The following is a 26,374-nucleotide window of genomic DNA, read 5'->3' on the forward strand; positions in this document are numbered from 1 at the left end:
TCGCCACTTTGCCGCCGGGGAGAGCAATTTGGCCCAGCACAAAGCCGAAGTCGCCATCATCATGGGCAGCCAGTCCGACTGGGCGACCATGCGTCACGCCGCCGAGATATTGGAGGTGCTGGAGATCCCGCACAAGGCGCTGATCGTTTCGGCCCATCGCACTCCGGACCGGCTCTATGATTTCGCTAAGGGCGCCAAGGCCGCCGGATTCAAGGTGATCATCGCCGGCGCCGGCGGTGCTGCCCACCTGCCCGGCATGACGGCCGCCATGACCCCGCTGCCGGTGTTCGGCGTGCCGGTGGAATCGAAGGCGCTGTCCGGCCAGGACTCGCTTTTGTCCATCGTCCAGATGCCGGCGGGCATCCCGGTCGGCACCCTGGCCATCGGCAAGGCCGGTGCCGCCAACGCGGCGCTGCTCGCGGCAGCCGTGCTTGCCCTCAACGACACCGCCCTGGCCGAACGGCTCGACGGCTGGCGTGCTGGCCAAACCGCCAGGGTCGCTGTCGTGCCGGTGGACCAGCCGTGAGCGCAGCGCTTCCCGTAGGCGCCGCCATCGGCATCATCGGCGGCGGCCAGCTCGGCCGCATGCTGGCGATGGCCGCGGCCCGGCTTGGCTACCGCACCATCATCCTCGAGCCGCAGCCGGATTGCCCGGCCGCCCAGGTCGCCAATCGCCAGATCGTCGCCGCCTATGACGATGCCGCCGCGCTGGCCGAACTTGCGGCCTCCTGCGCGGTTATCACCTATGAATTCGAGAATGTGCCGGTCACCGCCGCCGAGGCGCTGGCCGCCACCCGGCCGGTGCGGCCGCCGGCGCGCGCGCTGCAGGTGGCGCAGGACCGCGTCGTCGAGAAGGAATTCCTGAACGGCATCGGCGTTGCCACGGCCGCCTTCCACGCTGTCGACAGCGATGCCGATCTTGCCGCGGCCCTGGCCGACTTCGGCGGCAGCGGCGTGCTGAAGACCCGCCGCCTCGGCTATGACGGCAAGGGCCAGCGCGTTTTGCGCGGCGGCGAACCGGTCGAGGGCCTCTATGCGGTCATGGGTGGGGTGCCGCTCATCCTGGAATCGCTGGTTTCCTTCGAGTTCGAGATTTCCATGATCGCCGCGCGCGGTCTCGACGGCTCTCTGGTCGTGTTCGATCCGGCGCGAAACGTGCACCGTAACGGCATTCTGCACACTTCGACGGTCCCTGCTTCCGTCTCCGTCGCCACGGCCGACGCGGCCAAGCAGGCCTCCATGGCCATCGTCAGCGCGCTCGATTATGTCGGCGTGATCGGCATTGAGTTCTTCGTCCTGCCCGACGGAGGACTGCTGGCCAACGAGATCGCGCCGCGCGTGCACAATTCCGGCCATTGGACGGAGGCCGCCTGCACGGTTTCGCAGTTCGAGCAGCATATCCGCGCCGTTGCCGGCCAGCCGCTGGGCGATGCCGGGCGCCATTCCGATTGCGTGATGCAAAACCTGATCGGAGACGACGTTGCCGAGGTGCCGGCTTTGCTCGCCGAGCCCGGCCTCATGCTGCACCTCTATGGCAAGGAAGAAGCGCGGCCCGGTCGCAAGATGGGGCATTTCACCCGCATCCGTCCATTTGCCAACTGATCGTCGCTTACGCACGCGCCGAAGGTTGACATAAGCCGGGCACCCCGGTATTGAGCCGATCCGACAGGGCGCGTCTTCGGGCGCGCCTTAAAAATTAGGCCCGGAACCGGGCTAAGACCGACGGGCAAGACCATGAAGATCAAGAATTCGCTCAAGGCGCTCAAGGCGCGTCACCGGGACAACCAGCTGGTTCGTCGCAAGGGCCGCATCTACATCATCAACAAGACTGCCCCGCGCTACAAGGCGCGTCAGGGCTGATCCTGCCAGCGCGCCTGTAACAAGGCGCGCCGCATTGATGTCGAAACCAGATTCAGTTTGACGTCCGGCATCCCGGAGATAGAGTCCGGGAATGCGGATTTTTTTCGCCGTTTGCACGGCGCTTTCTCTTTCGATTCCTGTTCTGCCGGCCATTGCCGCCGACAGCACCACGGAGACCGCTGCGCCGCAGACGCGCGAACAGCGGCTCGACCGGCTGTTCTCCGATCTCAAGCATGAGCGCAATCCGAAGGCGGCCGAGCGCATCGCCGGCCGCATCTGGGCCGAATGGAACCGCTCCGGCAGCGCCTCGATCGACCTGATGATGCAATGGTCGCAGAAGGCGATCGAGGATCAGAAATTCGACGTAGCCCTCGATTTTCTCGACCAGGTGGTGACACTCGATCCCAAATATGCCGAGGGTTGGAACCGCCGCGCCACAGCGCATTTCCTGATGAAGAACTACGCCAAGTCGATGGCCGACATCGAGAAGACGCTGGAACTCGAACCGCGCCATTTCGGCGCCTTGTCGGGCATGGCGCAGATCATGACCGAGACCGGCCGCAAGCAGTCCGCGCTGGACGCCTGGCAGAAGGTGCTCGACGTCTATCCGATGTTGCGTAACGCTCAGGACCAGGTGTCGAAACTGTCCGAGGACCTAGCTGGAGAAGCGATATGAGGGAGAGGCGCTAGGAACTAGCGAATAGTAAGGACGAAGCGGGCCGGGGCAGAATCTGCCCCTTTATTATTGCCCGCTCACCAAGCGCTCACTTCTGCCCGTCGGCACCCAGATAGGCGATCCGCAGCATGTTCGTGGAACCCGGTGTCCGCAGCGGCACGCCGGCGGTGACGATGATGCGGTCGCCCGCCTTGCCGAAACCCTGTTCCGAAGCGATGCGGCAGGCGCGTTCGACCATGTCGTCGAGATCGGTGGCGTCTTCCGAGACCACGCAATGCGTGCCCCACAAAAGCGACAACCGCCGCGCCGTGGCCAGGATCGGCGACAACGCGATGATCGGCACCTGCGGCCGCTCGCGCGCCGCGCGCAGGCCGGTGGTGCCGGATGCGGTGTAGGTGACGATCGCCGACAGTTTCAACGTTTCGGCGATCTCGCGCGCCGCCAGCGAAATGGCGTCGGCACCGGTCGCTTCCGGTTCCGAGCGCTGGGCATTGATGATGCCGGCATAGGTCGGATCGCGCTCGACGCGTTCGGCGATGCGGTTCATCGTTGCCACCGCTTCGACCGGATAGGCACCGGCGGCGGATTCGGCCGAAAGCATGATGGCGTCCGCGCCTTCGAACACGGCGGTCGCCACGTCGGACACCTCGGCGCGGGTCGGCACCGGCGCGGAAATCATCGATTCCAGCATCTGGGTGGCCACCACGACCGGCTTGCCGGCACGCCGCGCCGCGCGTGTGATCTGCTTCTGGATGCCGGGCACCGCTTCGAGCGGCATCTCGACGCCGAGATCGCCGCGCGCCACCATCAGCGCATCGGACAATTCGATGATCTCTGCCAGTCGCGCCACGGCCTGCGGCTTCTCGATCTTGGAGAGCAGCAACGCCCGGCCGCGCGCGATCTTGCGGGCTTCCGCCAGGTCTTCCGGCCGCTGGATGAAGGACAGCGCCACCCAATCGACGCCGGCGGCGAGCACCGCGTCGAGATCCCTGCGGTCCTTCTCGGTCAGCGCGCCGACCGGCAAGTCCGTATCGGGCAACGACACGCCCTTCTTGTCGGAAATCTTGGTGCCGACCACCACCGTGGTGACGATGGAACGGCCGTCGGTCTTGACCGCCTTCAGCTCGACCTTGCCGTCATCGATCAACAGCCGGTGGCCGACCTCGACGGAGCGCAGGATCTCGGGATGCGGCAGGTGGACCCGGGTCGCGTCGCCAAGCTCCGGATTGTCGTCCAGCGTGAAGGTCTGGCCGACGGTCAATTCTTCCTTGCCATTGGCGAATTTGCCGACGCGCAACTTCGGCCCCTGTAGATCGGCCAGGATACCGATCGGGCGACCGACTGCGGCCTCGACCGAGCGGACGCGAGCAACGAGCGTGCGCATCAGGTCATGATCGGAATGGCTCATATTGATGCGGAACACATCCGCACCTGCCTCGAAGAGCTTTTTCAGCATGGCCTCATCGGAGGAGGCCGGACCGATGGTGGCTAGGATCTTGACCTTGCGGCTGCGTCTCATTGACTGTTTTGACCGTTGCTTGCCGGAGTGGCGGGCGCGCCCTCCGTGGTGGGCTGCTCGGTCAACTGGACCATCCAGCTGGCCTGCTCGCCCGTGTCGTATTCCTGGAATCCGGCGCGTTGGAAGCCCCGGGCGACGCAATCGGTTACGCCGGCGATCTTGAATTCCTTCTCGGCCACGCACATCGAGATCGGACCATCCCAACGGCCGCCGCGCTCGGCATCTTCTGCATAGAGATAATAAAACCTCGATGACAGCGGCCCCTCGATCAGCGTCTTGCAGGTCGAGCCTTCGATGTGCCACCAGCCTTCGGTGATCCAGCCCGATTTGGCGCGATAGCCGATGCCGACGCCGACGAGGTTCTGGGTGGCGTTGCACACCCTGAAATCGGCCCTGGCCTCGGATGCCATCACCAGCGGCGCCGCGAGAAGCACGAGCAGCGGCAGCAAGAGGGCGAGGCCCTTTCGCGTACGCTGCCGGCCGGCGGATGCCATTCGTGCCCCCTGGTTGATTGAAACTTGCATGATCAGGCGCCCTTTTCGAAGATGTCCGGGCGCATGTCAACGCGCCCCCCACTGTGAATCCAATCGATTTAATTGGCAAGCCGGCCCATGCCATGCCGGACGTGGAAAGTTTTTCGCAAAAACCTTGACCAAACAACGGCATTGCGCGGACTTCCGCTTCGTGGGATCACGCTACCATCCTCCTCCGCAACGCCACCGTTTGATTTCTCTCTGCCATGACCCGATCCACAGTTTTTGCGCCGTTCGACCTGATAGAAGGTGACCGTAGCCGCGGCATCGTGCTGGTGGCCGACCACGCGCGGCGCGATCTACCGGAAGAATATGGCGCGCTTGGGTTGCCAGCCGCGGAGTTCGAACGCCACATCGCCTATGATATCGGCGTCGAGGCGGTGACGCGCGAACTGGCTGCTCTCGTCAACGCGCCGGCGATACTCGCCAATTTCTCGCGGCTCCTGATCGATCCCAACCGTGGCGAGGACGACCCGACGCTGATCCGCCAGCTTTATGACGGCACCGTGGTGCCCGGCAACTATCCGATGTCGGCCGAGGAGCGCGCGCGACGGCTGGAGCGCTTCTACCGCCCCTATCACGACGCCGTCGCCGCTATGATCGCCTCGGTGGCCGAGGCGTCGGGTCGGGCGCCGTTCATCCTCTCCATCCATTCCTTCACGCCCGTTATGCAGGGCCGAACGCGTCCTTGGCATGCCGGCATCCTGTGGGACCTGGACGACCGCGCGCCGCGCCCGATCATCGAGGCGCTGGCGGCCGACAAGGATCTCGTGGTCGGCGATAACGAACCCTATGACGGCGCCCTGCGCGGTGACACCATGTTCCGGCACGCTATCGTCAACGGCTTCGCCCATGCGCTCATCGAAATCCGCCAGGACCTGATCGCCGACCAGAAAGGCGCACTCGCCTGGGCGGAGCGGCTGGCCCCGATCGTTGAAGTGGTCAACCGCCAACCCGATATACAGGCGGTGAGGATGTTCGGCTCGCGCACCGGGCCGCTGTGACGCGCCAAGACGAGGACACCACGATGAACGACCTCAGCGACGAACAGAAACGCGACTTCGAAGCGGCAGCCTTCCGCCGACTGCTCGAACATCTGCGCGAGCGCACAGACGTCCAGAATATCGACCTGATGAACCTTGCCGGCTTCTGCCGCAACTGCCTGTCCAACTGGTACCGCGAGGCCGCCGAGGCCAAAGGCGTTCCTCTTTCCAAGGACCAGTCGCGCGAGATCGTCTACGGCATGCCCTACGCCGAATGGCAAGCCCAGCACCAGACCGAAGCTTCCGACGCCCAGAAAGCCGCCTTCGCGACCAATCGCCCGAAGGATCATTGACGCCGACGACGGGGGCACCCGCGGACGCGAATATCAGCTTCGCGGCCCCGCCCCGTTTCTATTCCTGGACCAAGCCCAATTTCATCGCGGGACTTGACGAAAAAAACGAAACGATCTAGCGATTGAATCGTTTCAATTTCAGTCGGACCGAGCCATGCCCGCAGCCATTTCCATGCAAGACGCCGTCCGCGGCCGCTGGGCGGTGGCTGCGATGTTCTCCATCAACGGCTTTCTCACCGGCAGTTGGGCACCGCAGATTCCGGTCTTCCTGACCAGACTCGACATCAGCAAGGTGACGCTCGGCCTGCTTATCCTGCTGTTTGGCCTCGGCGCGCTCACCTTCATGCCTCTGTCCGGCTACCTGATGTCGAGATACGGCTCGCGCGCGGTTCTGCGCGGTTTTGCCAGTGTCTGCGTGTTCGGGCTGCTGATCGTGGCATTGGCCACCAACGTGCCGACGGCGGCGATAGCCATGTTCCTGTTCGGCGGCCTGATCGGCGGCATGGACGTTGCCATGAACGCCAACGCGGTCTCGGTCGAGCGGCGGCTATCGCGCGCGGTCATGTCCTCGTCGCACGGCTTCTGGAGCCTGGGCGGCTTTGCCGGCGGCAGTATCGGCGGCTTCGCCATCCAGCACTACGGCCACTTGACCCACGCGATCATCGTCACCGTCGTCGCCATTCTGCTGCTCGCCATCGCCGCGCGTTATCTGGTCACCGATCCGCGACCGATGGCGCAGGAACACCATAAATTCTCGCTGCCGAAGACACCCGCCATCTATCTCATCGGCCTGATGGCGCTGATCACCATGATCCCGGAAGGCGCCGTGCTCGATTGGGCAGCCCTTTATCTGAAACAGGAACTCGGTGCCGATCTCGCCACCGCCGGCCTTGCTTACGCGCTGTTCTCCGGCGCCATGGCCCTGATGCGCTTTGCCGGCGACGGCGTGCGCAACCGCTTCGGCGCAGTGACGACGCTGCGCGTGTCTTCGCTGATCGCCTCCTCCGGCATGTTCGTGGCGGCTTTGTCGCCCTGGCCCTGGCTGGTCATCGCCGCCTTCGCCGTCGCCGGGCTCGGCATCGCCAACATGGTGCCGATCGCCTTCTCGGCCGGCGGCAATCAGCCTGGCATGGCGTCGGGAACCGGCATGAGCGTGGTCACAACCATGGGTTACTCCGGCATCCTCCTGGCGCCGTCCCTGATCGGCTTCGCCGCCGAACATGTCGGCTTCACCGCCGTGTTCATGGTCTTGTCCGGCTTCCTCGCCATCGTCTTCCTGATGTCGAACCTGGCGCATGCCGCCGATTTCGCGGCTCAGCCGGCGGAATAGGCCTTCAATGCCTCATGGAGGAAGTCGGCGACGCGACGGATGCGCAGCGAACCGCGCACGTCGCGGTGCATGGCCAGCCACACCGGCAGCGGCGGCAGGGCGAGCTCCGGCAGCAAGGTCTCGACAAACGGCTCCCTGTTGGCCAGCGGCCGCTGGGTGAAGCCGATGCCGTTGCCGGCACGCACCGCCTTCCAATAGACGATCTGGTTGTCGCAGCGGAAGCGGAAGGCACTGCGCTCCAGGGTGACGCCGAAGGCGGCGAAACCGCGGATGATGCTGTCGTCGCGGTCGAAGCCGACGATATCGTGATCGACGATGTCGGCTGTCGTCTGTGGCCTGCCTCGTCGCGCCAGGTAGGACGTTGCCGCGCAAGCGCACAGCGGGATGTCGGTCACCTTGCGCGCGACCAGTTCGTTCTGCGCTGGCCGCACCATGCGGATGGCGATGTCGGCATCCCGCCGCAAAAGATTCTCAACCTGGTTGGATGCGACAACCTCGATCTCGATGCCGGGTTCCTCCAGGCCGAGCCTGGCGGTGATTTCCGGCAGCACATGAGCCGCGACGACCTCGCTGGCCGCGATACGCACCGTGCCTTCGATCGCCTCGACCGAACCCAGTGCCAGCAATGAAAAGGCGGTTGCCCGCTCGGCCACCGCCTGACCGCGCTCATAGAGCACTATACCGGCCTCGGTGAGCTGATAGCCGCGCCGCCCGCGCCGGAACAGCGTGACGCCGAGCGCCTGCTCCAGTTCCGTGATGTGGCGGCCAAGCGTCGGCTGGCTGGCGGCAAGCTTGCGCGCCGCGGCCGACAGGCTGCCGGTCTCGGCCACCGCCACGAAACTCTTGATGAGGTTCCAGTCCATATCCTGCATATTCAAAAATGAATATCAGAACGCCGAATTACGTCAATTTTCATTCGCCCGCGAAAAGAGAAAATAGGGCCATCGAAACCCGAACACGGAGACATTCAATGACCACGATCGCAATCCTCGGTGCCAATGGACGCCTCGGCCGCGCTGTCGGCAAGGCTTTCGTCGAGGCAGGATATGATGTCCGCGCCATCACCCGCAGCGGCAAGCTGCCGGCGGACCTCGCCGGCGCCGAGGCCGTCGCCGCGGACGCACTCGACCGCAACGCGCTGATTCGCGCCACCCAGGGCGTCGATATCGTCTTCCACGGCCTCAATCCAATCTATTCCGACTGGAGCAGCGTGCTGCCGATGGCCAGGAATGTTGTCGCCGCCTGCGAGGCCAATGGCGCGGTGCTGCTGTTCCCGGGCAACGTCTACAATTACGGCTCGCCTATCCCCGAATTCATCACCGAGGACGCGCCGATCCGGCCGACGACCGAGAAGGGACGCATTCGCGTTGAGCTGGAAGACATGCTGCGCACTGAGGCCGAAGCTGGCCGCCTGCGTACCATCCAGTTGCGCGCCGGCGATTTCTTCGGCGGCACCGGAACCGGCTCATGGTTCGACATGGTGATGGCCTCGAAAGTTCAGAAGGGCGTCTACACGGCCGCCGGCCCGACCGACATCGTGCATGAATGGGCCTATTTGCCCGACCTCGCCGCCACCTTCGTCGCGCTTGCCGACAATCTCGACCGGCTCGGCACCTATGAGACGCTTCACTTCCCCGGCCATGCCGTCACCGACATGGACATGAAGGCGGCGATGGAAAAGGCAGTCGGCCGCAAGCTCAGCATGGCCGCCATGCCCTGGTGGGTGTTGAGGGTTGGCGCGCCGTTCGTGCCGATGTGGAAGGCGCTCGTGTCGATGTCCTATCTGCGCTTCGAGCCGCATCGGCTGGTCTCCGGCAGGCTGGAAAAGCTGATCGGATCGATCCCGCACACGCCGCTCGACCGCTCCGTTGCCGAAGCCCTGACCGACCTTGGCATCCCGGTGGCCAGCGTCGCCTCGCACGCCGAAGCCGCCTGACCGCCCGGCGCGAACAACGCGCCAAGCAAAAAAGGCCGCCCGGGAAAACGGGCGGCCTTTTGTTCGTCTGACTTCTTGCCGTTTATTCGGCCGCTTTGCGCAGCGCGCCAACCGCGTCGGCACCGGCCACGTCGTCATTCGACGCGGCCTCGCGGCGCCTGAACAGGCGACCGAGCCAGCCGCGCTGGCCGGGCTTGCGCTTGGCGCGGGTGAACACCATCAGCATGGCCGGCGTCACCACCAGCGTCAGAAGCGTAGCGAAAGACAGGCCGAAGACGATGGCCGAGGACAGCGAAATCCACCACTGCGTCGACGGCGCGTTGATCGTCGTCTCATGGTGGAAGATTTCAAGACCGAGGCCGAAGGCGATGGGCAGCACGCCGAGGATCGCCGACACCGCCGTCAGCACCACCGGGCGGGCGCGTTCGCGGCAGGTCTGCAGCACCGCCTCGGTCTTGTCCCAGCCCTCTTCGCGCAGTCGGTCGTAAGTGTCGATCAGCACGATATTGTTGTTCACCACGACCCCGGCCAGCGCGATCACGCCGATGCCGGACATGACGATGCCGAAAGCCTGACCGGTCATCATAAGCCCGAGGAACACGCCGATCGTCGCCATGATCACGCAGGAGAGCACCAGCAACACCGAGGTGAACTTGTTGAACTGCGCCAGCAGCACCAGGAAGATCAGGAAGATCGCCGCGCCGAACGCCTTCGACAGGAAGGAACTGGCTTCCGCGCTGTCCTTGTTGGAACCGGCGAGCTTCCAGCGGAAGTGCGAAGGCAGGCCCATGTCGGCAATCGCCTTGGTCACCTCGGCCTGCACGGCCGCCACTTGCCCTCCGGCGGCAACGTTGGCCTGCACCACCACGGTGCGGGCGCTGTCGATGCGGTGCAGCGTGCCGACGCGCGGCTCCGGCTTGCGGACGACGAAATTCGAGATCGGCACCGAACCCTGGCTGGTCTGCACGCGCAGTTCGTCCAGCGTCGACAGCGTGCGCCGATCTTCCGGCAGCCGCAGGCGGATGTCGACGGCATCGTCGGCACCGGCCGGGCGGTATTCGCTGAGCTTCAGCCCGTTGGTAACGAGTTGCACGACGGTGCCAACCGAGGTCGGATTGACGCCGTATTGCGCCGCCTTGCTGCGGTCGACCTCCAGCGCCCAGTCGATGCCGGGCGGCGGCAGGCCATCCGACACGTCGATGACATGCGGCACTTTGGCGACGCGGGCGGCGACGTCGCGCGCCACTTTCTCGATGCCAGCCGGATCGGCGGCCGAAATACGCACCTGAATAGCCTTGCCGGTTGGCGGGCCGGCTTCCGGCACGCGCACTTCCACGTCGACGCCAGGAATGCCGGCCATAACTTCGCGCAATTCGTGCAGGATCTGATTGGCCGACTTGCGCTCGCGCCAGTCGACGAACTCATACTGGATGACGCCGACGACGTCTTCGGGAATGTCGGCGCCGCCGCCTTGAGTCTTGCCGACACGGGTATAGACCGATTTGATCCCCGGCCAGCCAACCAGCTTGTTTTCGGCAATGCGCGTCGCCGCGTCCATCTCGGCCAATGAGAGGTTGCCGCGCGCATGCACATAGAGAAGGCCGTAGTCCGGCTCGACATTCGGGAAGAATTCGACGCCGGCGCCGTATTTGGAATAAGCGACCTGCACGCCGACCAGGAGCACGACCGTCAGCATCAGCACCGTCTTCGGGTACTGCACGGCCTTGCGCACCAGCGCCATATAGGCGCCGTCCTTGCGCTCTTCCTCGCTGTGCAATTCGGCCTTGGCGAATATGGCGCCGAGCGTCGGCGTGAACACCAGCGCATAAAGCATCGAGGCCGCCAGCGTGACGATCAGCGTGATCGGCAGGTATTTCATGAAGTCGCCGATGATGCCCGGCCAGAACAAGAGCGGCGAGAAGGCGGCGATACGCGTCATGGTAGCCGCGATGACCGGACCGGCCATGCGCTTGGCGGCAAGCGCGAAGGCTTCTTCCTTCGGCATGCCTTCCGTCATGCGCCGCTCGGCGAATTCGGTGACGATGATGGCATCGTCCACCAGCATGCCGACGGCCAGGATCAGGCTGAACAGCACGATCATGTTGATCGTGTAGCCCATCATGGCAAGTAGCAGGATACCGATCAGGAACGATGACGGGATGGCCAGACCGATGAGCAGCGAGGCGCGTCCCGACAGCGCGTAGAGGATGACGATGAAGACCAGGATGACGGCGATCATCACGTGGTTCTGCAGATCGTTGAGAAGCTGCTTCACGAAGACGGACTTGTCCTGCGTGTAGGTGACTTCCATGCCCGGCGGTGCGACCTTGACGAACTCGTCGGCGACCTTCTTCGCGCCCTCGATCGTCTCGACGATGTTGGCGCCGATGCGCTTCTTCACTTCGATGGCGATGGCCGGCTTGCCGTCCAGCCGGGTGATGGTTTCGGCGTCCTTGAAAGTGGAGCGGATGGTCGCGACATCCTTCGCCTGCACCACGGCGTTCGGCCGCGCCACCACCGGCAGGTTGGCGACGTCTTCCGGTGTCTCGATGAGCGATGGCACCTTGACCGCGTATTTGCCTTCCGCGCCCTCGATATTGCCGGCCGCGACCAGGCTGTTGGACGCGCCGACGCCCTGCATCAGTTGATCAAGCTGCAACCCGTATGAGGAAAGCTTGACCGGATCGACGACGACTTCGACGAGGTCCTTGCGCGCGCCTTGCAGCGTGCCTTCCAGCACGCCCGGAACTTCCTCGATGCGGTCGCGCAATTCGCGCGCGGCGGCGGTCAGCACACGCTCGGGCACATGGCCGGAGAGAGTAACGACCAGCACCGGGAATTCGGAAATATTGACCTCGTTGACCGTCGGCTCCTCCGCCGCCTGCGGCAGATCGGCTTTGGCATCCTGCACCTTGGAGCGCGTGTCCTGCAGCGCCTGGGACAGATCGGTCGAGGGATCGAACTCGACCAGCACATAGCCACCGCCCTGGAATGCGGCCGAACGCATTTCCTTCAGGCCCTTCAGGCTTTTGAGCTTGGTCTCGACGGGTCTCAGCAGCAGCCGCTCGGAATCTTCCGGCGAGATGCCCTGATAGACCAGGGAAACATACATCATCGGAATCGGAACGTCCGGTTCGGCTTCCTTGGGCACCGACATATAGGCAATGGCGCCTGCGAGCAGCAGGAACACCAGCACCGAAATGGTCAGCCGCGCATTCTTGATGGCAAGCGTGACGATATCCATGGGGTCAGATCCCGTAAGTGGATGAGGACCGATCGGCCCGGATAAAAGCGACTAGAGCGCACCGGAGGCGGCATCGCCGCCGACCAGCTTCTTGATTTCCTGCAGATCGGCTTCGACTGGCTGCACGACATCGCCTTCGGCAACCAGCTCCTGGCCAGCGACAATGACCCGCGCATCGGCAGGAATGCCGCCGAGCACCAGGCCGTTCGGCATGTCGTCGACCAGATCGATCGGGAAGAAGGCGACCTTGTTGTCCTTGCCGACGGCGCGGATGCCGAGGTCGCCCTTGTTGCTCAGCGTCACCACCGAGCGCGGCAGCACGATCGCATCGGTCGGCTTGGCCGCAAGCGTGATCTCGGCCGTCATGCCAGCAGGGATCGCGCCATCGCCATTCGGGATGGCGATCTCGACACGGAAGGTACGGGTGGCGGTTGAGGCATCGCGGCTGATGTAGCGCACGGTCCCTTCCGCGACCTGGCCGCTGACCAGGCGCACATTGGCCTTGTCGCCGATCTTGAGATAGCCAAGGTCGCGCTCGCTGACTTCGCCGCGGGCGATCACCGGATCGAGGCTGAGGATCGTCGCCACCTCGCCGCCAAGCGGCACGGCGCTGCCGAGCTGGACCGGAATACGGTCGATGACGCCATCGAATGGCGCCTTCACTTCCTTGCGTGCCAGTTCCATTTCAGCGGCGTCGAGCAGCGATGTCGCCAATGCCAGCGCCGAGCGGGCGCTGTCCAGCTGGAGCTTGGCCAGATTGCCGGTCTTGGCCAGCCGCTCGGCCGCATCCAGCTCCGCCTGGCGCTGCCCCTTCAACTGCCGGGCGTTCTCGACGGCGGAAACCTTCTCCTCGGCGTGGAGCTTCAGCACGACATCGCCGATCTTGACGCGGTCGCCCTGCTTCACCGGCAATTCGCCGATAATACCGGCGACACGGGTCGCGAGCACCGCGCGCTTATCGGCTTCGGTGATACCGGAAACGCGGATAGCGCGCGCATGTTCGCTGCGCGGCGGCGTCACCACCTTGACGATGCGCAGCGAGACTTTCTGCTCGGTCGGGCCAGACTTCGCTTTCGCATCGGTCCCGGCCTTTGGCTGGTCGGCGTTCGACGCGCTGCCAACGGATGAGAAATGCCCCGTGGCCACCCAGGCGGCGAAGCCGACGAGCACCACAATGGCAGCAACCTTATGAAACCTGATTTTCGGCATCATCGTCTTCCGGTATGAGCGTGAACCCCCGCCGCGTCGCCGGTCGGCGCGCTGGATATGGGGATGCGCATCGCCTTGTTCAAATTACCGTGATCGGCGGCGCGCGGTTTTTACATGAAAGTTGCTTATTAGACAGTGGTAAAAATAGGTGCGGTTACCTTCAGGTGCCCACCCGCACCGCAACGGCCAATGATTTTCGCGCGATTGCGGCATGTTTGTACCGGGAAGGCAAAAGACTTTCCCAGCGGATTGCTGCACGGCTCCCGCCTCCCCAGCGAGCACGGCAACCCCTGCCGCTTTGTCTGCTTGACGCCGCCTTGCTGATAGTTGCGATCGCTTCGTCAGCCGCTTGAAGAACCGGCAAATCACCCAGCGATGCCTGTAGCGATGACATCATAACCAGCTGGAAACGCGGCATTATTCCTATCTTTCCTGCTGAACGGCCAGTCAGCGAACCTTTGCACAACCCAGCTCTGGAGGCGCGACGAGCAACGCTCGTGCGAAGTTGGAAACCGCGAATCGCCGGCTGCGAACGGTGGTCGCGTGCTGGCGTTCGGCAGGTGTCACAACGCCACCTCGGGTCGACTGGATGCCGAAATTTTGGCAGCAGGCGTCAGGATGATGAAGCGGCGTGCGCTCGAACAGGCCTTTCACGACAATGGTCGTCATGACGCAGGTGTCCCGCGCGACAAATTCTTGACTCAGACGATCATGTATCGATAGCTGCTGCCGCGATTGGTTCGTTCAACCGAGGAGAACATGATGAAGTCCATTCTTTCGATGCTGGCTGGCGCGGCTGCGCTGACGGCCGGTTTCACCGCTTTGCCGGTTACGGCCGCCGACGCGGAAGGCATCGTCGTCTACAATGCCCAGCACGAAAGCCTCGGCAAGGAATGGGCCGAAGCCTTCACCAAGGAAACCGGTATCAAGGTGACGCTACGCAATGGCGGCGACAGCGAGTTCTCCAACCAGATCGTCGCCGAAGGCAAGGCCTCGTCCGCCGACGTCTTCCTGACCGAGAATTCGCCGGCCATGGCACTGGTTGACGCCGCCGGCCTGTTCGCGCCGATCGAGGCCGACACGCTGGCGCTGGTGCCTGACCAGTACCGCCCGTCCGACAGCAAGTGGGTCGGCATCGCCGCCCGCAGCACCGTATTCGTCTACAACAAGGACAAGCTGAAGGAAGACCAGCTGCCGAAGTCGCTGCTCGACCTCGCCGATGCCAAGTGGAAGGGCCGTTGGGGCGCTTCGCCGTCCGGCGCCGATTTCCAGGCCATCGTCTCCGCCTTGCTCGAATTAAAGGGCGAGGAAGCCACCGCCACCTGGCTGAAGGCCATGAAGGAGAACTTCAAGCCGTTCAAAGGCAACAGCACCGTGATGAAGGCGGTCAACGCCGGTCAGGTCGAAGGCGGCGTGATCTATCACTATTACTATTTCGGCGATCAGAATAAGACCGGCGAGAACAGCAAGAACATCGGCATGCACTATTTCAAGAACCAGGATCCGGGCGCGTTCGTCTCAATCTCGGGTGCCGGCGTGCTGGCTTCGTCCAAGCATCAGAAGGAAGCCCAGGCTTTCGTCAAATGGCTGGCCGGCAAGGGCGGCCAGGAGATCCTGAAGACCGGCACGTCCTTCGAATACGCGGTCGGCAAGGACGCGCAGTCGAACACCAAGCTGGTTCCGCTTGCCGACCTGCAGGCGCCCAAGATCGACCCGCAGAAGCTGAACTCCAAGAAGGTGACCGACCTGATGACGGCGGCTGGCTTGCTTTAGCCGGCATTCGTCCTAAAAGGACTTCGCCGACAACGCTCCCGCGGTCCCCGCGGGAGCATTTCGTTTCCGAGATACTGTTCTTGATGCCCGAACCCGCCGCAATCCACCCTTCAAAGGCTGCTCGCCACAGGCAGGCGCGGCTATGCGGGTGACTTGATGGTGGCCTCGGGCGAACTCGCACGGACCGGTGTGTCGGTCCGTTCGACCGGCCGGCGGACGCCGCGCCGCGCCTTCCCGCTGATCTCGCTGGCCGCCGTCGCCGTTTCGGCCCTCGCGCTCCTGCCGCTCGGCTTCGTCGTCTTCATCGCCGTCCAGACCGGCTGGGAAACCGTCGTACAGTTGGTCTTCCGGCCACGCGTCGGCGAACTTCTGGTCAACACCGTGCTCCTGGTCCTGCTGACGGTACCGATCTGCGCGGTGCTGTCGGTGGCGCTCGCCTGGCTGACCGAGCGCAGCGATCTGCCCGGCGCCCGGCTCTGGTCCTGGCTCGCGGTGGCGCCGCTCGCCGTGCCCGCCTTCGTGCATTCTTATGCCTGGGTCACGCTATGGCCCGGTCTCAACGGCCTGTTTGCCGGCGTGCTGGTGTCGGTGATCGCCTATTTCCCGTTCCTTTATCTGCCGGTGTCGGCCGCCTTCCGCCGCCTCGATCCAGCTCTGGAGGACGCGGCCGCCTCGCTGGGGCTGAGCCCCTGGCGCGTATTCTTCCGCGTGGTGCTGCCACAGCTGCGGCTGGCGCTGTGCGGCGGCGCGCTGCTGGTCGGCCTGCATCTGCTCGCCGAATACGGGCTTTACGTCTTCGTCCGTTTCGACACGTTCACCACGGCGATCGTCGACCAGTTCCAATCGACCTTCAACGGCCCTGCCGCCAACATGCTGGCGGGCGTTCTGGTCGCCTGCTGCCTAGTGCTGCTGACGCTTGAAGTGCTGGTGCGCGGCGAGGAGCGTTATGCCCGCGTCGGTTCGGGTGCTGCGCGCCTGAAGCCACGCACCGTGCTCGGCCGCGCCACCCTGCCCTGCTTGCTGTTGCCGGTTGCCGTCACGGCGCTGACGCTGGGCGTGCCGTTCCTCACCATTGGCAGCTGGCTCCTCGCCGGAGGCGTCGAGGTCTGGCGTATCGACGAGATCGGGCTGGCGCTCGGCCAGACCCTGCTTCTTGCTGTTGCCGGCGGTGTGCTGGCGACGATTGCAGCCACGCCGATGGCCTGGCTGTCGATCCGCGCACCCGGCCGCCTGCAGCGCGTGCTGGAAGGCTGCAACTACGTGGTTGGCGCCCTGCCCGGCGTTGTGGTGGCGCTGGCGCTGGTTACGATTGCCGTGCGTGTCGTGCAGCCGCTCTACCAGACGCTGGCCACCATCCTGTTCGCCTATGTGCTGATGTTCCTGCCGCGCGCGCTGGTGTCGTTGCGTGCCTCAATCGCCCAGGCGCCCGTGGAACTGGAGCGCGCCGCCGGCAGTCTCGGCCGTTCGCCGCTGAGGGCGCTGTGGGCGACGACGATCCGCCTGTCGGCGCCGGGTGCAGCCGCGGGCATGGCACTCGTCGCGCTCGGCATCATGAACGAACTTACCGCAACCCAGATGCTGGCGCCCAACGGCACCCGCACGCTGGCAATGGCGTTCTGGAGTTACAGCGGCGAGATCGACTATGCCGCCGCCGCACCCTATGCGGCGATCATGGTGGCGTTGTCGCTGCCCCTGACCTGGCTGCTCTATATGCAGTCGAAGCGAATGGCCGGCCAATGAGCTTTCTGGAAATCACCTCGCTGGCCAAATCCTACGGCCCGGTCGCGGCCGTCGCCGGCATCGACTTGACCGTTGCCGCCGGCAGCCGAACCGCGATCGTCGGCCCCTCCGGCTGCGGCAAGACCACGCTGTTGCGCCTGATCGCCGGCTTCGAGACGCCCGATGCCGGCCGTATCGCGCTGGCTGGCCAGACCCTCGCCAATGGCGGGACGGCAGTGCCGGCGCATCTGCGTGGTATCGGCCTGGTGGCACAGGACGGCGCGTTATTCCCGCATCTGTCGATCGCCGGCAATATCGGCTTCGGCATGGACAAGCACGAAGCGAAGCGCGACGAACGCATCGCCGAGCTCGCCTACATCGTCGGGCTGGACAAGGGCGTGCTCAAGCGCCGGCCTCACCAGCTGTCCGGTGGCCAGCAGCAGCGCGTGGCACTGGCACGCGCCATGGCGATGAAACCGCGCCTGATGCTGCTCGACGAACCGTTCTCGGCACTCGACACCGGCCTGCGCGCCTCCATGCGCAAGGCGGTGGCCGAAATGCTGGAAAGCGCCGGCATCACCACCATCCTGGTCACCCACGACCAGGCCGAGGCCCTGTCCTTCGCCGACCAGGTCGCGGTCATGCGCGAAGGGCGCTTCTCGCAGATTGGCACACCGCGCGACCTTTACCTCAAGCCGAAGGACCGCATGGTTGCCGAGTTCCTCGGCGATACAATCGTTTTGTCGGCCAAGATCGGCGGTGGTTTTGCCGAAACGCGGCTCGGCCGCATCGCCGTCGACGGCAAGGAACGACACGACCTTGCCCGCATCATGCTGAGGCCCGAACAGGTGATGCTGGCACCGGCCTCCCGCGCCGATCTCGACGCCGCGTCGAAGCCCGGCGTGCTGTTTGGAGAAGTCACCGAATCGGAATTCGGCGGCTCGGCCTGCACCGTCGCGGTCAAGCTTTTGAACAGCCCCGATCCGCCCGAGGCGGCCGCCATCGGCAACACCCCGCTCATCTTGAGGAAACCCGGCCTCGACGCGCCGTCCGTGGGCGACATCGTGCGCATCAGCGTCGTCGGCAAGGCGCACGTGTTTTCTTAAGAACGCCGCCTCTGCGTCCTTACCGCATGGGGTAGGCGCTACAGTCGCTTCCCGGCGCTGTCGAACCAGTGCAGTTTCTCGGCCGGCACGGTCACCTCGAGCCGGTCGCCAGGTTTCGCCGCAGCCCGACCGGAAACCCTGACGATGATGCGACTGCCGGCGGCGGCGCAATAGAGGAAACTCTCGGCGCCCACCGGCTCGACCGCCTCGACCAGTGCCGGCAAGACGATGGCACCAGAGGCCGCCTTGCCGGTGGTTTCGGCATCCTCCGGCCGGAAACCCAAGGTCGCCGCGTGAATCGGCGCCGCGATAGCCAGCGATACGCCATTGGCGAACACCTTGTCCTGGCTGTCGGCGGGGCTATCCGGTTTGGCCGCGACGCCGAGCAGATTCATCGGCGGCGCGCCGATGAAGGAAGCCACGAAAGTCGAGGCCGGCTTTTCATAAATGTCGAGCGGCGCGCCCATCTGCTCGACCAGTCCGGCGTTCATCACCACCAATATGTCGGCCAGCGTCATCGCTTCCAGCTGGTCGTGCGTGACGTAGACCGAGGTGACGCCCAGCGAACGCTGCAGGTTCTTGATCTCGACGCGCATCTGCCCGCGCAGCTTGGCGTCGAGATTGGAGAGCGGTTCGTCGAACAGGAACACTTTCGGGTTGCGCACGATGGCGCGACCCATGGCGACACGCTGGCGCTGGCCGCCGGAAAGCTCGCGCGGACGCCGGTCGAGCAGATGCGACAGTTCCAGCACCTTGGCGGTGGAGCGCACCCGGGAATCGATCTCCTCCTTCGGCGTGCCGCGATTGCGCAGGCCGTAGGCCATGTTGTCGTAGACCTTCATATGCGGATAGAGCGCATAGTTCTGGAACACCATGGCGATGTCGCGCTCGGTCGGGCCGACGGCATTGACCACCTTGCCATCGATGGCGCAGGTGCCGGACGAGATCGTCTCCAGCCCGGCGATCATGCGCAGCAGCGTGGACTTGCCGCAGCCGGACGGGCCGACCAGCACGCAAAGCTCCTTGTCGGGAATGGCGATCGACACGCCCTTCACCGCTTCCACCCCGCCGGGATAGACCTTGCGCACATCCTTCAGGTCGACAGTCGCCATCTATTTCTCCGTATCGACGAGGCCGCGCACGAACCAGCGCTGCATCGCCACCACCACCAGGATCGGTGGCACGATGGCGAGGATCGCCGTCACCATCACCAGATGCCATTGCGTATCGGCGTCGGCGAAGGACACCATCTTCTTCAGCGCAATGACGATGGTGGTCATGTCGTTGCGGTTGGTGACCAGGAGCGGCCACAGATATTGCGTCCAGCCATAAATGAAGAGGATGACGAACAGCGCCGCGATATTGGTGCGCGACAGCGGCAAAAGAATATCGAAGAAGAAACGCCAGGGGCCGGCACCGTCCACCCGCGCCGCCTCCACCAGTTCGCCCGGAATGGTCATGAAGAACTGCCTGAACAGCAGCGTCGCGGTGGCCGAGGCGATCAACGGAATGATCAGGCCGGCATAGGTGTCGATCAAGCCGAGATCGACCATCACCTTGTAGGTGGGCAGGATGCGCACCTCGACCGGCAGCATCAGCGTGATGAAGATCAGCCAGAAGATCGTCATCCGGAACGGAAAGCGAAAAAAGACGATGGCGTAGGCCGACAGGATCGAGATGACGATCTTGCCCACGGCGATGCCCAATGCCATCACCGTCGTGTTGAGAAGCAGCGTACGGGCTCCAACGCCGCCGATGCGGCCGACGCCGCCGAAAAGCGCCTCGCCATAATTATTCCAGAACTCGCTGCCCGGCGTCAGCGGCAGCGGCGGCCGCAGGATCGTCTGCAGCGTCTGCGTCGACGCCACGAAGGTGTAGTAGATCGGGAAGGCGACGATGACGAGGCCGAGGATCAGTACGGCATGGGCGACATAGATGCCCGTCGACGACTGGCCGATCATCAGCTTGTCGTGCCCGCTGGCGGACGAAAGCGGCTTCGGCTCAGCCATAATGCACCTTCCTCTCCACATAGCGGAACTGGATGGCGGTGAGCGCGATCACGATCACCATCAGGATGACCGACTGCGCGGCCGAAGAGCCGAGGATCAGATTGACGAAGCCGTCATTGTAGACCTTGTAGACCAGCGTTTCGGTCGCCTTGCCGGGCCCGCCGCCGGTGACGGCATGCACGATGCCGAATGTGTCGAAGAAGGCATAGGTCGTGTTGATGACCAGGAGAAAGAAGGTCGTCGGCGCAAGCAGTGGGAAGACGATCGTCCAGAAGCGTTTCGTTTCCCCGGCACCGTCTATTGCCGCCGCCTCGATCAGCGTCTTGGGGATCGCCTGCAGACCGGCGACGAAGAACAGGAAATTGTAGCTGATCTGCTTCCAGGCGGCCGCCGCCACCAACAGGATCATCGCGTCCATCCCGTTGAGCACGGGGTCCCAGGCGATACCCATCTTGCGCAGCAGGATCGCCAGCGAGCCGATCGACGGATTGAACAGGAAGAGGAACAGCATGCCGGCGATGGCCGGGGCCACCGCATAGGGCCAGATCAGCAGCGTGCGATAGAACCCTTTGCTGCGCACCACCTTCTCGGCCATCACGGCCAACAGCAGCGCCACGCCCATGGCGACCGCCGCGGTCGCCACCGAGAAGACCACCGTCACCTTGATCGAATGCAGGTAGTTCGGATCGGCCAGCACCTTTTTGAAGTTGTCGAACCAGACGAATTTCGATTTCAATCCGAACGGGTCTTCCTTGAGCATCGACTGGTAAAGCGCCTGCGCCGCCGGCCAGTAGAAGAAGACCAAAGTGATGGCGAGCTGCGGCGCCACCAGAAGATAGGGCAGCACCTTGTTCGGAAAGACGACGCGAGGGGTCATAGGGCGCCCCGACCGTCAAGCGCCCCTGATCGCCTTCTTGCCGAACCGGCAGGAAGGCGATCAGGCAATCCGGTGCCAGCAAGCGGTCGGGTGACGGAGCGCGCCAAGCGTGTCAGTTCCCAAGTGCTTCCTTGATGGCGGCGTTGCCGCGCGAAACCGCGTTATCCAGCGCCTGCTGCGCGGTCTGCTGACCGGCCAGCATCTTCTCGTATTCCTCGTTAAGGATATCGCGCACCTGCGGCAGGTTGGGCAGTCGCACGCCCTTCGAATTGTCGGTCGGCGCCTTGCCCAGCATCTGCAGGATCGGCGTTTCGCGGCCCGGGTTCTTGTCATAGAAATCGGACTTCTTGGTCGCCTCGTAGGCGGCCAGCGTTACCGGCAGGTAGCCGGACTTCTGGTGCAGATATTCCTGCACCTCGGTCTTCGACAGATAGGTGAAGAAGGCAGCCACGCCCTTGTAATGGTCGTCGGGTTTGCCGGCGAACACCCACAGGCTGGCGCCGCCAGGCGTGGTGTTCTGCGGCGCGCCTTTGGCGTCGCTGTCATAGGGCAACTGGCCGATGCCGTAATTCATGCCCGATTTGACGATGTCGCCGAGACCGCCGGAAGATTCGGTGAGGATACCGCATTCGCCGGCGAGGAAGATCTGCTTGGCCTCGGAGGTGCGGCCGCCATATTTGAAGGTGCCGTCCTTGGCGAGATCGGCCAGCGCCTGGAAATGGTTCACATAGAGCGGCGCGTTGATCTTCAGTTCGACATCGCCGCCGGCGAGCCCGTTCTGCTGCGTTGCCCACGATACATCGTTCCAGGCCGCGAAATTCTCGGTGTGGATCCAGGTCAGCCAGGTCGTGGTGAAGCCGCAGGGCGCCGCGCCGCTCGCCTTGATCTTCTTGGCCGCCTCCCACACCTCGTTCCAGGTCTTGGGCGGGTTGTTCACGTCGAGCCCGGCCTTCTGGAAGATGTCCTTGTTGTAATAGAGGATCGGCGAGGAGGAATTATAGGGGAAGGACAGCATCGTGCCGTCCGGCTTCGAATAATAGGCAACGATGCCGGGTAGGTACTGGCTCTTATCGAATTTGACGCCGGCATCGGTCAGCACGTCGGCCACCGGCTTCACCGCGCCTTCGGCGGCCATCATCACGCCAGTGCCGACATCGAATACCTGCAGGATGTCGGGCGCCTGTTTCGCGCGGAAGGCAGCGATGCCGGCATTCAGCGCCTCGGGATACGTGCCCTTGAACACCGGGACGATCTCGTAGTCCTTCTGGCTGGCGTTGAAATCCTTGGCGATCTTGTCGACAACCTCGGCGTTGGCGCCCGTCATGGCATGCCACCAGCTGATCTGGGTGACGGCGAAGGCCGAGGTGGTGGTGCAAAGCACGAAAGTGGCGGCGACCCCGGCCGCAAGACCGCGAAACGTCATGTTCCTCTCCCATTCTCCATTGGCGCAAGCGAACTTCCGCCAGGGGAGTATGGGTCGAATGCGGCAGCCGGACAACGTTTTTGTTTCGTGTCAGACTATCGTAGCATCGTTTGGTTTGCGGCTGGCTTTCGAATTGCGCGAAATTAGTTAGCCAGCGCTGCATCCATCAAACGCATGGCATCGGCACCCGACCATTCGGCGGGCCCGTTCATGTGGCCGATCAGGCAGCCTTCGCCGTCGACCAGCAGCGTCACCGGCAGGCCGAGCGCCAGGCCGCGCTTCTTCAAATCGTTGAACACGCCCATCGAGGCGTCGCGATAGTGAGCCAACGATTTCACGCCGATCTCGTCGAGGAAGGCCTTGGGCTTGGTGTCGTCGCCGGTGTCGACATTGATCGCCATCACCTCGAACTTGTCCGAGCCCTTTTCCTTCTGCAGCGCATCCAGCGCCGGCATCTCGGCGCGGCACGGCGCGCACCAGGTTGCCCAGAGATTGACGAGCACGGTGCGGCCGGTGCGGTCGGCCAGCGTCATCGCCTTGCCGTCCGGCCCGTTGAAGGCCAGCGTTTTCAGCGATTGCGGCGGGTCGGCGGGCAACAGCGCGGCAACCTGGCCGGTCGCGGCAGCCGCCACTTTCTTGGCGCGCTCGGTCTTGGCGGCGCAGACGGCGTCATCCTTGCCGACGGCAGCCGTGGCAACCGGCTGGGGCTCGTTATTGCCAGACCCGCTCTCCCTGACATATACCGCGACCGCGCCGGCGAGAGCGCCGGCAACCAGTGCTGCGAGGATGAGCCGCGGGGCGGGAAACAGTTTCTTGCCGTCTGCCATGTCCAAATATCTCCGGGAAACGGGTTATAGCGATGAGCGACAAGAAGGCCAGCAACCAGATGTGGGGCGGACGATTTGCCTCGGGTCCGGCCACTATCATGGAGGCGATCAACGCATCGATCTCCTTCGACCGCAAACTCTACGCCCAGGATATTCGCGGCTCGATCGCGCACAGTGAGATGCTGGCCGAAACAGGCATTATTTCGGCGGACGATCAACACAAGATCGCTCACGGCCTGAACACGATTTTGAAAGAGATCGAGAGCGGCAAGTTCGAGTTCTCGACCCGGCTGGAAGACATCCACATGAATGTCGAGGCACGCCTTGCCGAGCTGATCGGCCCGGCGGCCGGCCGCCTGCACACGGCACGCTCGCGCAACGACCAGGTTGCCGTCGACTTCCGCCTCTGGGTCAAGGACGAGTTCCACCGCGTCGCCGAAGCCCTGAAGGGGCTGATCGCCGCCTTCCTGGAGCGCGCGGAGCAACACGCCGCCACGGTGATGCCGGGCTTCACCCATCTGCAGACCGCGCAGCCGGTGACCTTCGGCCATCACTGCATGGCCTATGTCGAGATGTTCGCGCGCGACCTTTCCCGTGTCCGCGACGCCATCCAGCGCATGGACGAAAGCCCGCTGGGCGCGGCCGCCCTTGCCGGCACCGGCTTCCCGATCGACCGGCACAGAACCGCGAAGGCGCTCGGCTTCCGCGAGCCGACCCGCAATTCGCTCGACAGCGTTTCCGACCGCGACTACGCGCTGGAATTCCTGTCGGTGGCCTCGATCTCGGCCACCCATCTGTCGCGCCTGGCCGAAGAGATCGTCATCTGGTCGACGCCGCAATTCGGCTTCGTGCGCCTGTCGGACGGCTTCTCGACCGGCTCCTCGATCATGCCGCAGAAAAAGAACCCGGATGCCGCCGAACTGGTGCGGGCCAAAACCGGTCGCGTCAATGGCCATCTCATCGGCCTGCTCACCGTCATGAAGGGCCTTCCGCTGACCTATTCCAAGGATATGCAGGAAGACAAGGAAGCCGTCTTCGACGCGGCTGAGACGCTCGACCTGATGCTCGCCGCCATGACCGGCATGGTGACGGACATGACGGTCAATGCCGTCGCCATGAAGAAGGCCGCCGGCTCAGGTTATTCGACCGCAACCGACCTCGCCGACTGGCTGGTGCGCACGCTCGGCCTGCCCTTCCGCGAGGCGCATCACGTCACCGGCCGCGCGGTCGCGTTGGCCGAATCCAAGAAGCTCGGACTGGAGAAGCTTTCGCTGGAAGACCTGCGGTCGATCCATGCCGGCATCAGCGATGACATCTTTTCGGTGCTGTCGGTACAGAATTCCGTCAAGAGCCGCACCAGCTTCGGCGGCACCGCGCCATCGGAAGTCCGCAAACAGATCCGTTACTGGAAAAAGCGCCTGGCCAAGGCGTGATGCCGGATGCAATGCCTAAGAAACTCGGCTACAAGCGACGCTCGAAACGCACGGACGGACGACACGATGACGGCAGGCAGGATACTGGTGACGCTGACGGTTCTGGCGACGGTGACGGCCGTCTCGGCCTGCGGACGCCGCGCCGCGCTCGACACGCCCTATGAGGCGGCGGTGCAGGAACGCAAGGACGCCGCCAAGGCCAAGCAGCCGGTACCACCGGAACCGACGAAACCGGAAACGGACAAGCCTTTCATCCTCGACAAGCTGATCCAGTAGCCTTTCCGGACGAACCACCGTGAACCATTTCGATTATCGCGACGGCATCCTGCATGCCGAGGACGTGGCGATACCCGCCATCGCCGCCAGCGTCGGCACGCCCTTCTACTGCTATTCCACTGCGACGCTGACGCGTCATTTCCGCGTTTTCTCCGAAGTCTTCGCCGGCCTAGACGCGATGATCTGCTATTCGCCCAAGGCGAATTCCAATCAGGCGGTGCTGCGCACGCTGGCCAAACTCGGTGCCGGCGCCGACGTGGTCTCGGAAGGTGAATTGCGACGCGCGCTCGCCGCCGGCATCCCTGCCGACAAAATCGTATTCTCCGGCGTTGGCAAGACGGCGCGCGAGATGGATTTCGCGCTGGCCGCCGGCATTCACTGCTTCAACGTCGAATCCGAGCCGGAACTCGAGCTCCTTTCGGCGCGCGCCGTCGCCGCCGGCAAGACGGCACCGGTGTCGCTGCGCGTGAACCCGGATGTCGACGCCAAGACGCACAAGAAGATTTCCACCGGCAAGGCCGAAAACAAGTTCGGCGTGCCGTGGCAGCGGGCCCACGAGGTCTATAAGCGCATGGCCGAGTTGCCGGGCATCAAGGCGATCGGCATCGACACCCATATCGGCAGCCAGATCACCGAGCTGCAGCCTTTCGACGACGCCTACCGGCTGCTGGCCGAACTGGCCGCAACGCTGCGCGCCGACGGCCACGCTATCGAACATATTGACCTCGGTGGCGGCCTTGGCATCCCTTACAAGACCGACAACAACCCGCCGCCGCTGCCCGACGCCTACGCCGCAATCGTGAAGAAGCATGTCGGCGGGCTGGGGATGAAGGTGATCTTCGAGCCCGGTCGCCTCATCGTCGGCAATGCCGGCATCCTGGTAACCGAGGTCATCTATCTCAAGGAAGGCGAGGCCAAGAACTTCGTCATCGTCGACGCGGCGATGAACGACCTGATCCGCCCGACGCTTTACGAAGCCTACCACGACATCCGCCCTGTACGACTGGGGCCGGCCGATGCGCCACGCATCCGCGCCGACGTGGTCGGACCGGTCTGCGAGACCGGCGACTATCTCGGCCACGACCGCGACCTGCCGAAGCCGAAGAGCGGCGATTTGATCGCCATCGGCACTGCCGGCGCCTATGGCGCGACGCAGTCCAGCACCTACAACACCCGCCTTCTGGTGCCGGAAGTGCTGGTCGACGGCGACCGCTTCGCCGTGGTGCGCGAGCGCCGGACCTATGAGGAACTGATCGGCCTGGATTCCATCCCGGACTGGCTGGCGTAA

General features: G+C 64.1%; 25 protein-coding genes. 14 read left to right on the plus strand and 11 right to left on the minus strand.

Annotated features, from left to right (window positions below):
- Window positions 1-28 precede the first annotated feature (28 nt).
- The 4 genes from purE to AB4136_RS22025 all read left to right on the plus strand — a co-directional run bounded on the left by purE (window position 29) and on the right by AB4136_RS22025 (window position 2,536).
- The gene (gene purE, locus AB4136_RS22010) at window positions 29-526 is read left to right on the plus strand and encodes a 5-(carboxyamino)imidazole ribonucleotide mutase (RefSeq protein ID WP_024922781.1); all 498 of its coding nucleotides are present in this window, start codon (window positions 29-31) and stop codon (window positions 524-526) included.
- Window positions 523-1,602 (plus strand): 5-(carboxyamino)imidazole ribonucleotide synthase, encoded by a 1,080-nt coding sequence (locus AB4136_RS22015; protein ID WP_024922782.1) that lies wholly within the window; start codon window positions 523-525, stop codon window positions 1,600-1,602. The genes purE and AB4136_RS22015 overlap by 4 nt, the downstream gene beginning before the upstream one ends.
- Before the next feature lie 132 nt (window positions 1,603-1,734).
- The gene (gene ykgO, locus AB4136_RS22020) at window positions 1,735-1,860 is read left to right on the plus strand and encodes a type B 50S ribosomal protein L36 (protein WP_006203764.1); all 126 of its coding nucleotides are present in this window, start codon (window positions 1,735-1,737) and stop codon (window positions 1,858-1,860) included.
- A gap of 91 nt (window positions 1,861-1,951) precedes the next feature.
- Complete coding sequence (locus tag AB4136_RS22025) at window positions 1,952-2,536, plus strand: tetratricopeptide repeat protein (protein WP_024922783.1); 585 nt, start codon at window positions 1,952-1,954, stop codon at window positions 2,534-2,536.
- Window positions 2,537-2,624: 88 nt separating this feature from the next.
- Here AB4136_RS22025 and pyk read toward each other — a convergent pair whose 3' ends face one another.
- Together pyk and AB4136_RS22035 are read right to left on the minus strand one after the other, a co-directional pair.
- The gene (gene pyk / locus AB4136_RS22030; protein WP_024922784.1) at window positions 2,625-4,055 is read right to left on the minus strand and encodes a pyruvate kinase; all 1,431 of its coding nucleotides are present in this window, start codon (window positions 4,053-4,055) and stop codon (window positions 2,625-2,627) included.
- Window positions 4,052-4,549, minus strand: coding sequence for a DUF1036 domain-containing protein (locus AB4136_RS22035; RefSeq protein ID WP_024922785.1), 498 nt, complete (start codon window positions 4,547-4,549; stop codon window positions 4,052-4,054). Before AB4136_RS22035 ends, pyk begins: the two co-directional genes overlap by 4 nt.
- A 245-nt stretch (window positions 4,550-4,794) precedes the next feature.
- Here AB4136_RS22035 and AB4136_RS22040 point away from each other — a divergent pair, with 245 nt between their 5' ends.
- From AB4136_RS22040 to AB4136_RS22050, 3 genes are all read left to right on the plus strand, one after another.
- Window positions 4,795-5,592 (plus strand): N-formylglutamate amidohydrolase, encoded by a 798-nt coding sequence (locus AB4136_RS22040; protein WP_024922786.1) that lies wholly within the window; start codon window positions 4,795-4,797, stop codon window positions 5,590-5,592.
- Between the two features lie 23 nt (window positions 5,593-5,615).
- The gene (locus AB4136_RS22045) at window positions 5,616-5,924 is read left to right on the plus strand and encodes a DUF1244 domain-containing protein (protein ID WP_024922787.1); all 309 of its coding nucleotides are present in this window, start codon (window positions 5,616-5,618) and stop codon (window positions 5,922-5,924) included.
- Between the two features lie 154 nt (window positions 5,925-6,078).
- Window positions 6,079-7,254: an MFS transporter gene (locus AB4136_RS22050; RefSeq protein WP_024922788.1), complete on the plus strand. Its 1,176-nt coding sequence runs from the start codon at window positions 6,079-6,081 to the stop codon at window positions 7,252-7,254.
- Here AB4136_RS22050 and AB4136_RS22055 read toward each other — a convergent pair.
- Window positions 7,239-8,126 (minus strand): LysR family transcriptional regulator, encoded by an 888-nt coding sequence (locus AB4136_RS22055; protein ID WP_024922789.1) that lies wholly within the window; start codon window positions 8,124-8,126, stop codon window positions 7,239-7,241. The genes AB4136_RS22050 and AB4136_RS22055 overlap by 16 nt on opposite strands.
- 98 nt (window positions 8,127-8,224) lie before the next feature.
- Here AB4136_RS22055 and AB4136_RS22060 point away from each other — a divergent pair, with 98 nt between their 5' ends.
- Entirely contained in the window at window positions 8,225-9,190 is a 966-nt protein-coding gene (locus AB4136_RS22060) for an NAD-dependent epimerase/dehydratase family protein (RefSeq protein ID WP_024922790.1), read from the plus strand.
- A gap of 82 nt (window positions 9,191-9,272) precedes the next feature.
- On the opposite strand, the gene AB4136_RS22065 is transcribed toward AB4136_RS22060, so the two are convergent.
- The 3 genes from AB4136_RS22065 to AB4136_RS22075 all read right to left on the minus strand — a co-directional run bounded on the left by AB4136_RS22065 (window position 9,273) and on the right by AB4136_RS22075 (window position 14,312).
- Window positions 9,273-12,434: an efflux RND transporter permease subunit gene (locus tag AB4136_RS22065; RefSeq protein WP_024922791.1), complete on the minus strand. Its 3,162-nt coding sequence runs from the start codon at window positions 12,432-12,434 to the stop codon at window positions 9,273-9,275.
- A gap of 51 nt (window positions 12,435-12,485) precedes the next feature.
- Window positions 12,486-13,643 (minus strand): efflux RND transporter periplasmic adaptor subunit, encoded by a 1,158-nt coding sequence (locus AB4136_RS22070; protein WP_024922792.1) that lies wholly within the window; start codon window positions 13,641-13,643, stop codon window positions 12,486-12,488.
- A 447-nt stretch (window positions 13,644-14,090) separates the two neighbouring features.
- Entirely contained in the window at window positions 14,091-14,312 is a 222-nt protein-coding gene (locus AB4136_RS22075; protein ID WP_036257104.1) for a hypothetical protein, read from the minus strand.
- Between the two features lie 93 nt (window positions 14,313-14,405).
- Between AB4136_RS22075 and AB4136_RS22080 the strand changes: the two genes are divergently transcribed.
- The 3 genes from AB4136_RS22080 to AB4136_RS22090 all read left to right on the plus strand — a co-directional run bounded on the left by AB4136_RS22080 (window position 14,406) and on the right by AB4136_RS22090 (window position 18,241).
- Window positions 14,406-15,416: an iron ABC transporter substrate-binding protein gene (locus AB4136_RS22080; protein ID WP_024922793.1), complete on the plus strand. Its 1,011-nt coding sequence runs from the start codon at window positions 14,406-14,408 to the stop codon at window positions 15,414-15,416.
- A gap of 156 nt (window positions 15,417-15,572) precedes the next feature.
- The gene (locus AB4136_RS22085) at window positions 15,573-17,156 is read left to right on the plus strand and encodes an ABC transporter permease (protein WP_024922794.1); all 1,584 of its coding nucleotides are present in this window, start codon (window positions 15,573-15,575) and stop codon (window positions 17,154-17,156) included.
- Window positions 17,153-18,241: an ABC transporter ATP-binding protein gene (locus AB4136_RS22090; RefSeq protein ID WP_024922795.1), complete on the plus strand. Its 1,089-nt coding sequence runs from the start codon at window positions 17,153-17,155 to the stop codon at window positions 18,239-18,241. Before AB4136_RS22085 ends, AB4136_RS22090 begins: the two co-directional genes overlap by 4 nt.
- 38 nt (window positions 18,242-18,279) lie before the next feature.
- On the opposite strand, the gene AB4136_RS22095 is transcribed toward AB4136_RS22090, so the two are convergent.
- The 5 genes from AB4136_RS22095 to tlpA all read right to left on the minus strand — a co-directional run bounded on the left by AB4136_RS22095 (window position 18,280) and on the right by tlpA (window position 23,377).
- Window positions 18,280-19,353, minus strand: coding sequence for a sn-glycerol-3-phosphate import ATP-binding protein UgpC (locus AB4136_RS22095; protein WP_024922796.1), 1,074 nt, complete (start codon window positions 19,351-19,353; stop codon window positions 18,280-18,282).
- Entirely contained in the window at window positions 19,354-20,202 is an 849-nt protein-coding gene (gene ugpE / locus AB4136_RS22100; RefSeq protein WP_024922797.1) for a sn-glycerol-3-phosphate ABC transporter permease UgpE, read from the minus strand.
- Between the two features lie 40 nt (window positions 20,203-20,242).
- Window positions 20,243-21,127 carry a sn-glycerol-3-phosphate ABC transporter permease UgpA gene (gene ugpA / locus AB4136_RS22105; RefSeq protein WP_024922798.1) on the minus strand — a complete coding sequence of 295 codons (885 nt, stop codon included), beginning with the start codon at window positions 21,125-21,127 and terminating at the stop codon, window positions 20,243-20,245.
- Between the two features lie 112 nt (window positions 21,128-21,239).
- Window positions 21,240-22,550 (minus strand): sn-glycerol-3-phosphate ABC transporter substrate-binding protein UgpB, encoded by a 1,311-nt coding sequence (gene ugpB, locus AB4136_RS22110; RefSeq protein ID WP_024922799.1) that lies wholly within the window; start codon window positions 22,548-22,550, stop codon window positions 21,240-21,242.
- Window positions 22,551-22,693: 143 nt separating this feature from the next.
- Window positions 22,694-23,377, minus strand: coding sequence for a thiol:disulfide interchange protein TlpA (gene tlpA / locus AB4136_RS22115; protein WP_137901173.1), 684 nt, complete (start codon window positions 23,375-23,377; stop codon window positions 22,694-22,696).
- A gap of 32 nt (window positions 23,378-23,409) precedes the next feature.
- On the opposite strand from tlpA, the gene argH reads away from it, so the two are divergent.
- The 3 genes from argH (at window position 23,410) to lysA (ending at window position 26,374) form a co-directional block, all read left to right on the plus strand.
- Window positions 23,410-24,810 (plus strand): argininosuccinate lyase, encoded by a 1,401-nt coding sequence (argH, locus tag AB4136_RS22120; RefSeq protein WP_137901174.1) that lies wholly within the window; start codon window positions 23,410-23,412, stop codon window positions 24,808-24,810.
- 66 nt (window positions 24,811-24,876) lie between these two features.
- Window positions 24,877-25,086 carry a hypothetical protein gene (locus tag AB4136_RS22125; RefSeq protein ID WP_024922802.1) on the plus strand — a complete coding sequence of 70 codons (210 nt, stop codon included), beginning with the start codon at window positions 24,877-24,879 and terminating at the stop codon, window positions 25,084-25,086.
- Window positions 25,087-25,105: 19 nt separating this feature from the next.
- Window positions 25,106-26,374, plus strand: a complete 1,269-nt coding sequence (lysA, locus tag AB4136_RS22130) for a diaminopimelate decarboxylase (protein WP_024922803.1) — start codon at window positions 25,106-25,108, stop codon at window positions 26,372-26,374.

Origin of the sequence: Mesorhizobium sp. 2RAF21 (assembly GCF_052115345.1) — a bacterium.
Taxonomy (GTDB): domain Bacteria; phylum Pseudomonadota; class Alphaproteobacteria; order Rhizobiales; family Rhizobiaceae; genus Mesorhizobium; species Mesorhizobium terrae.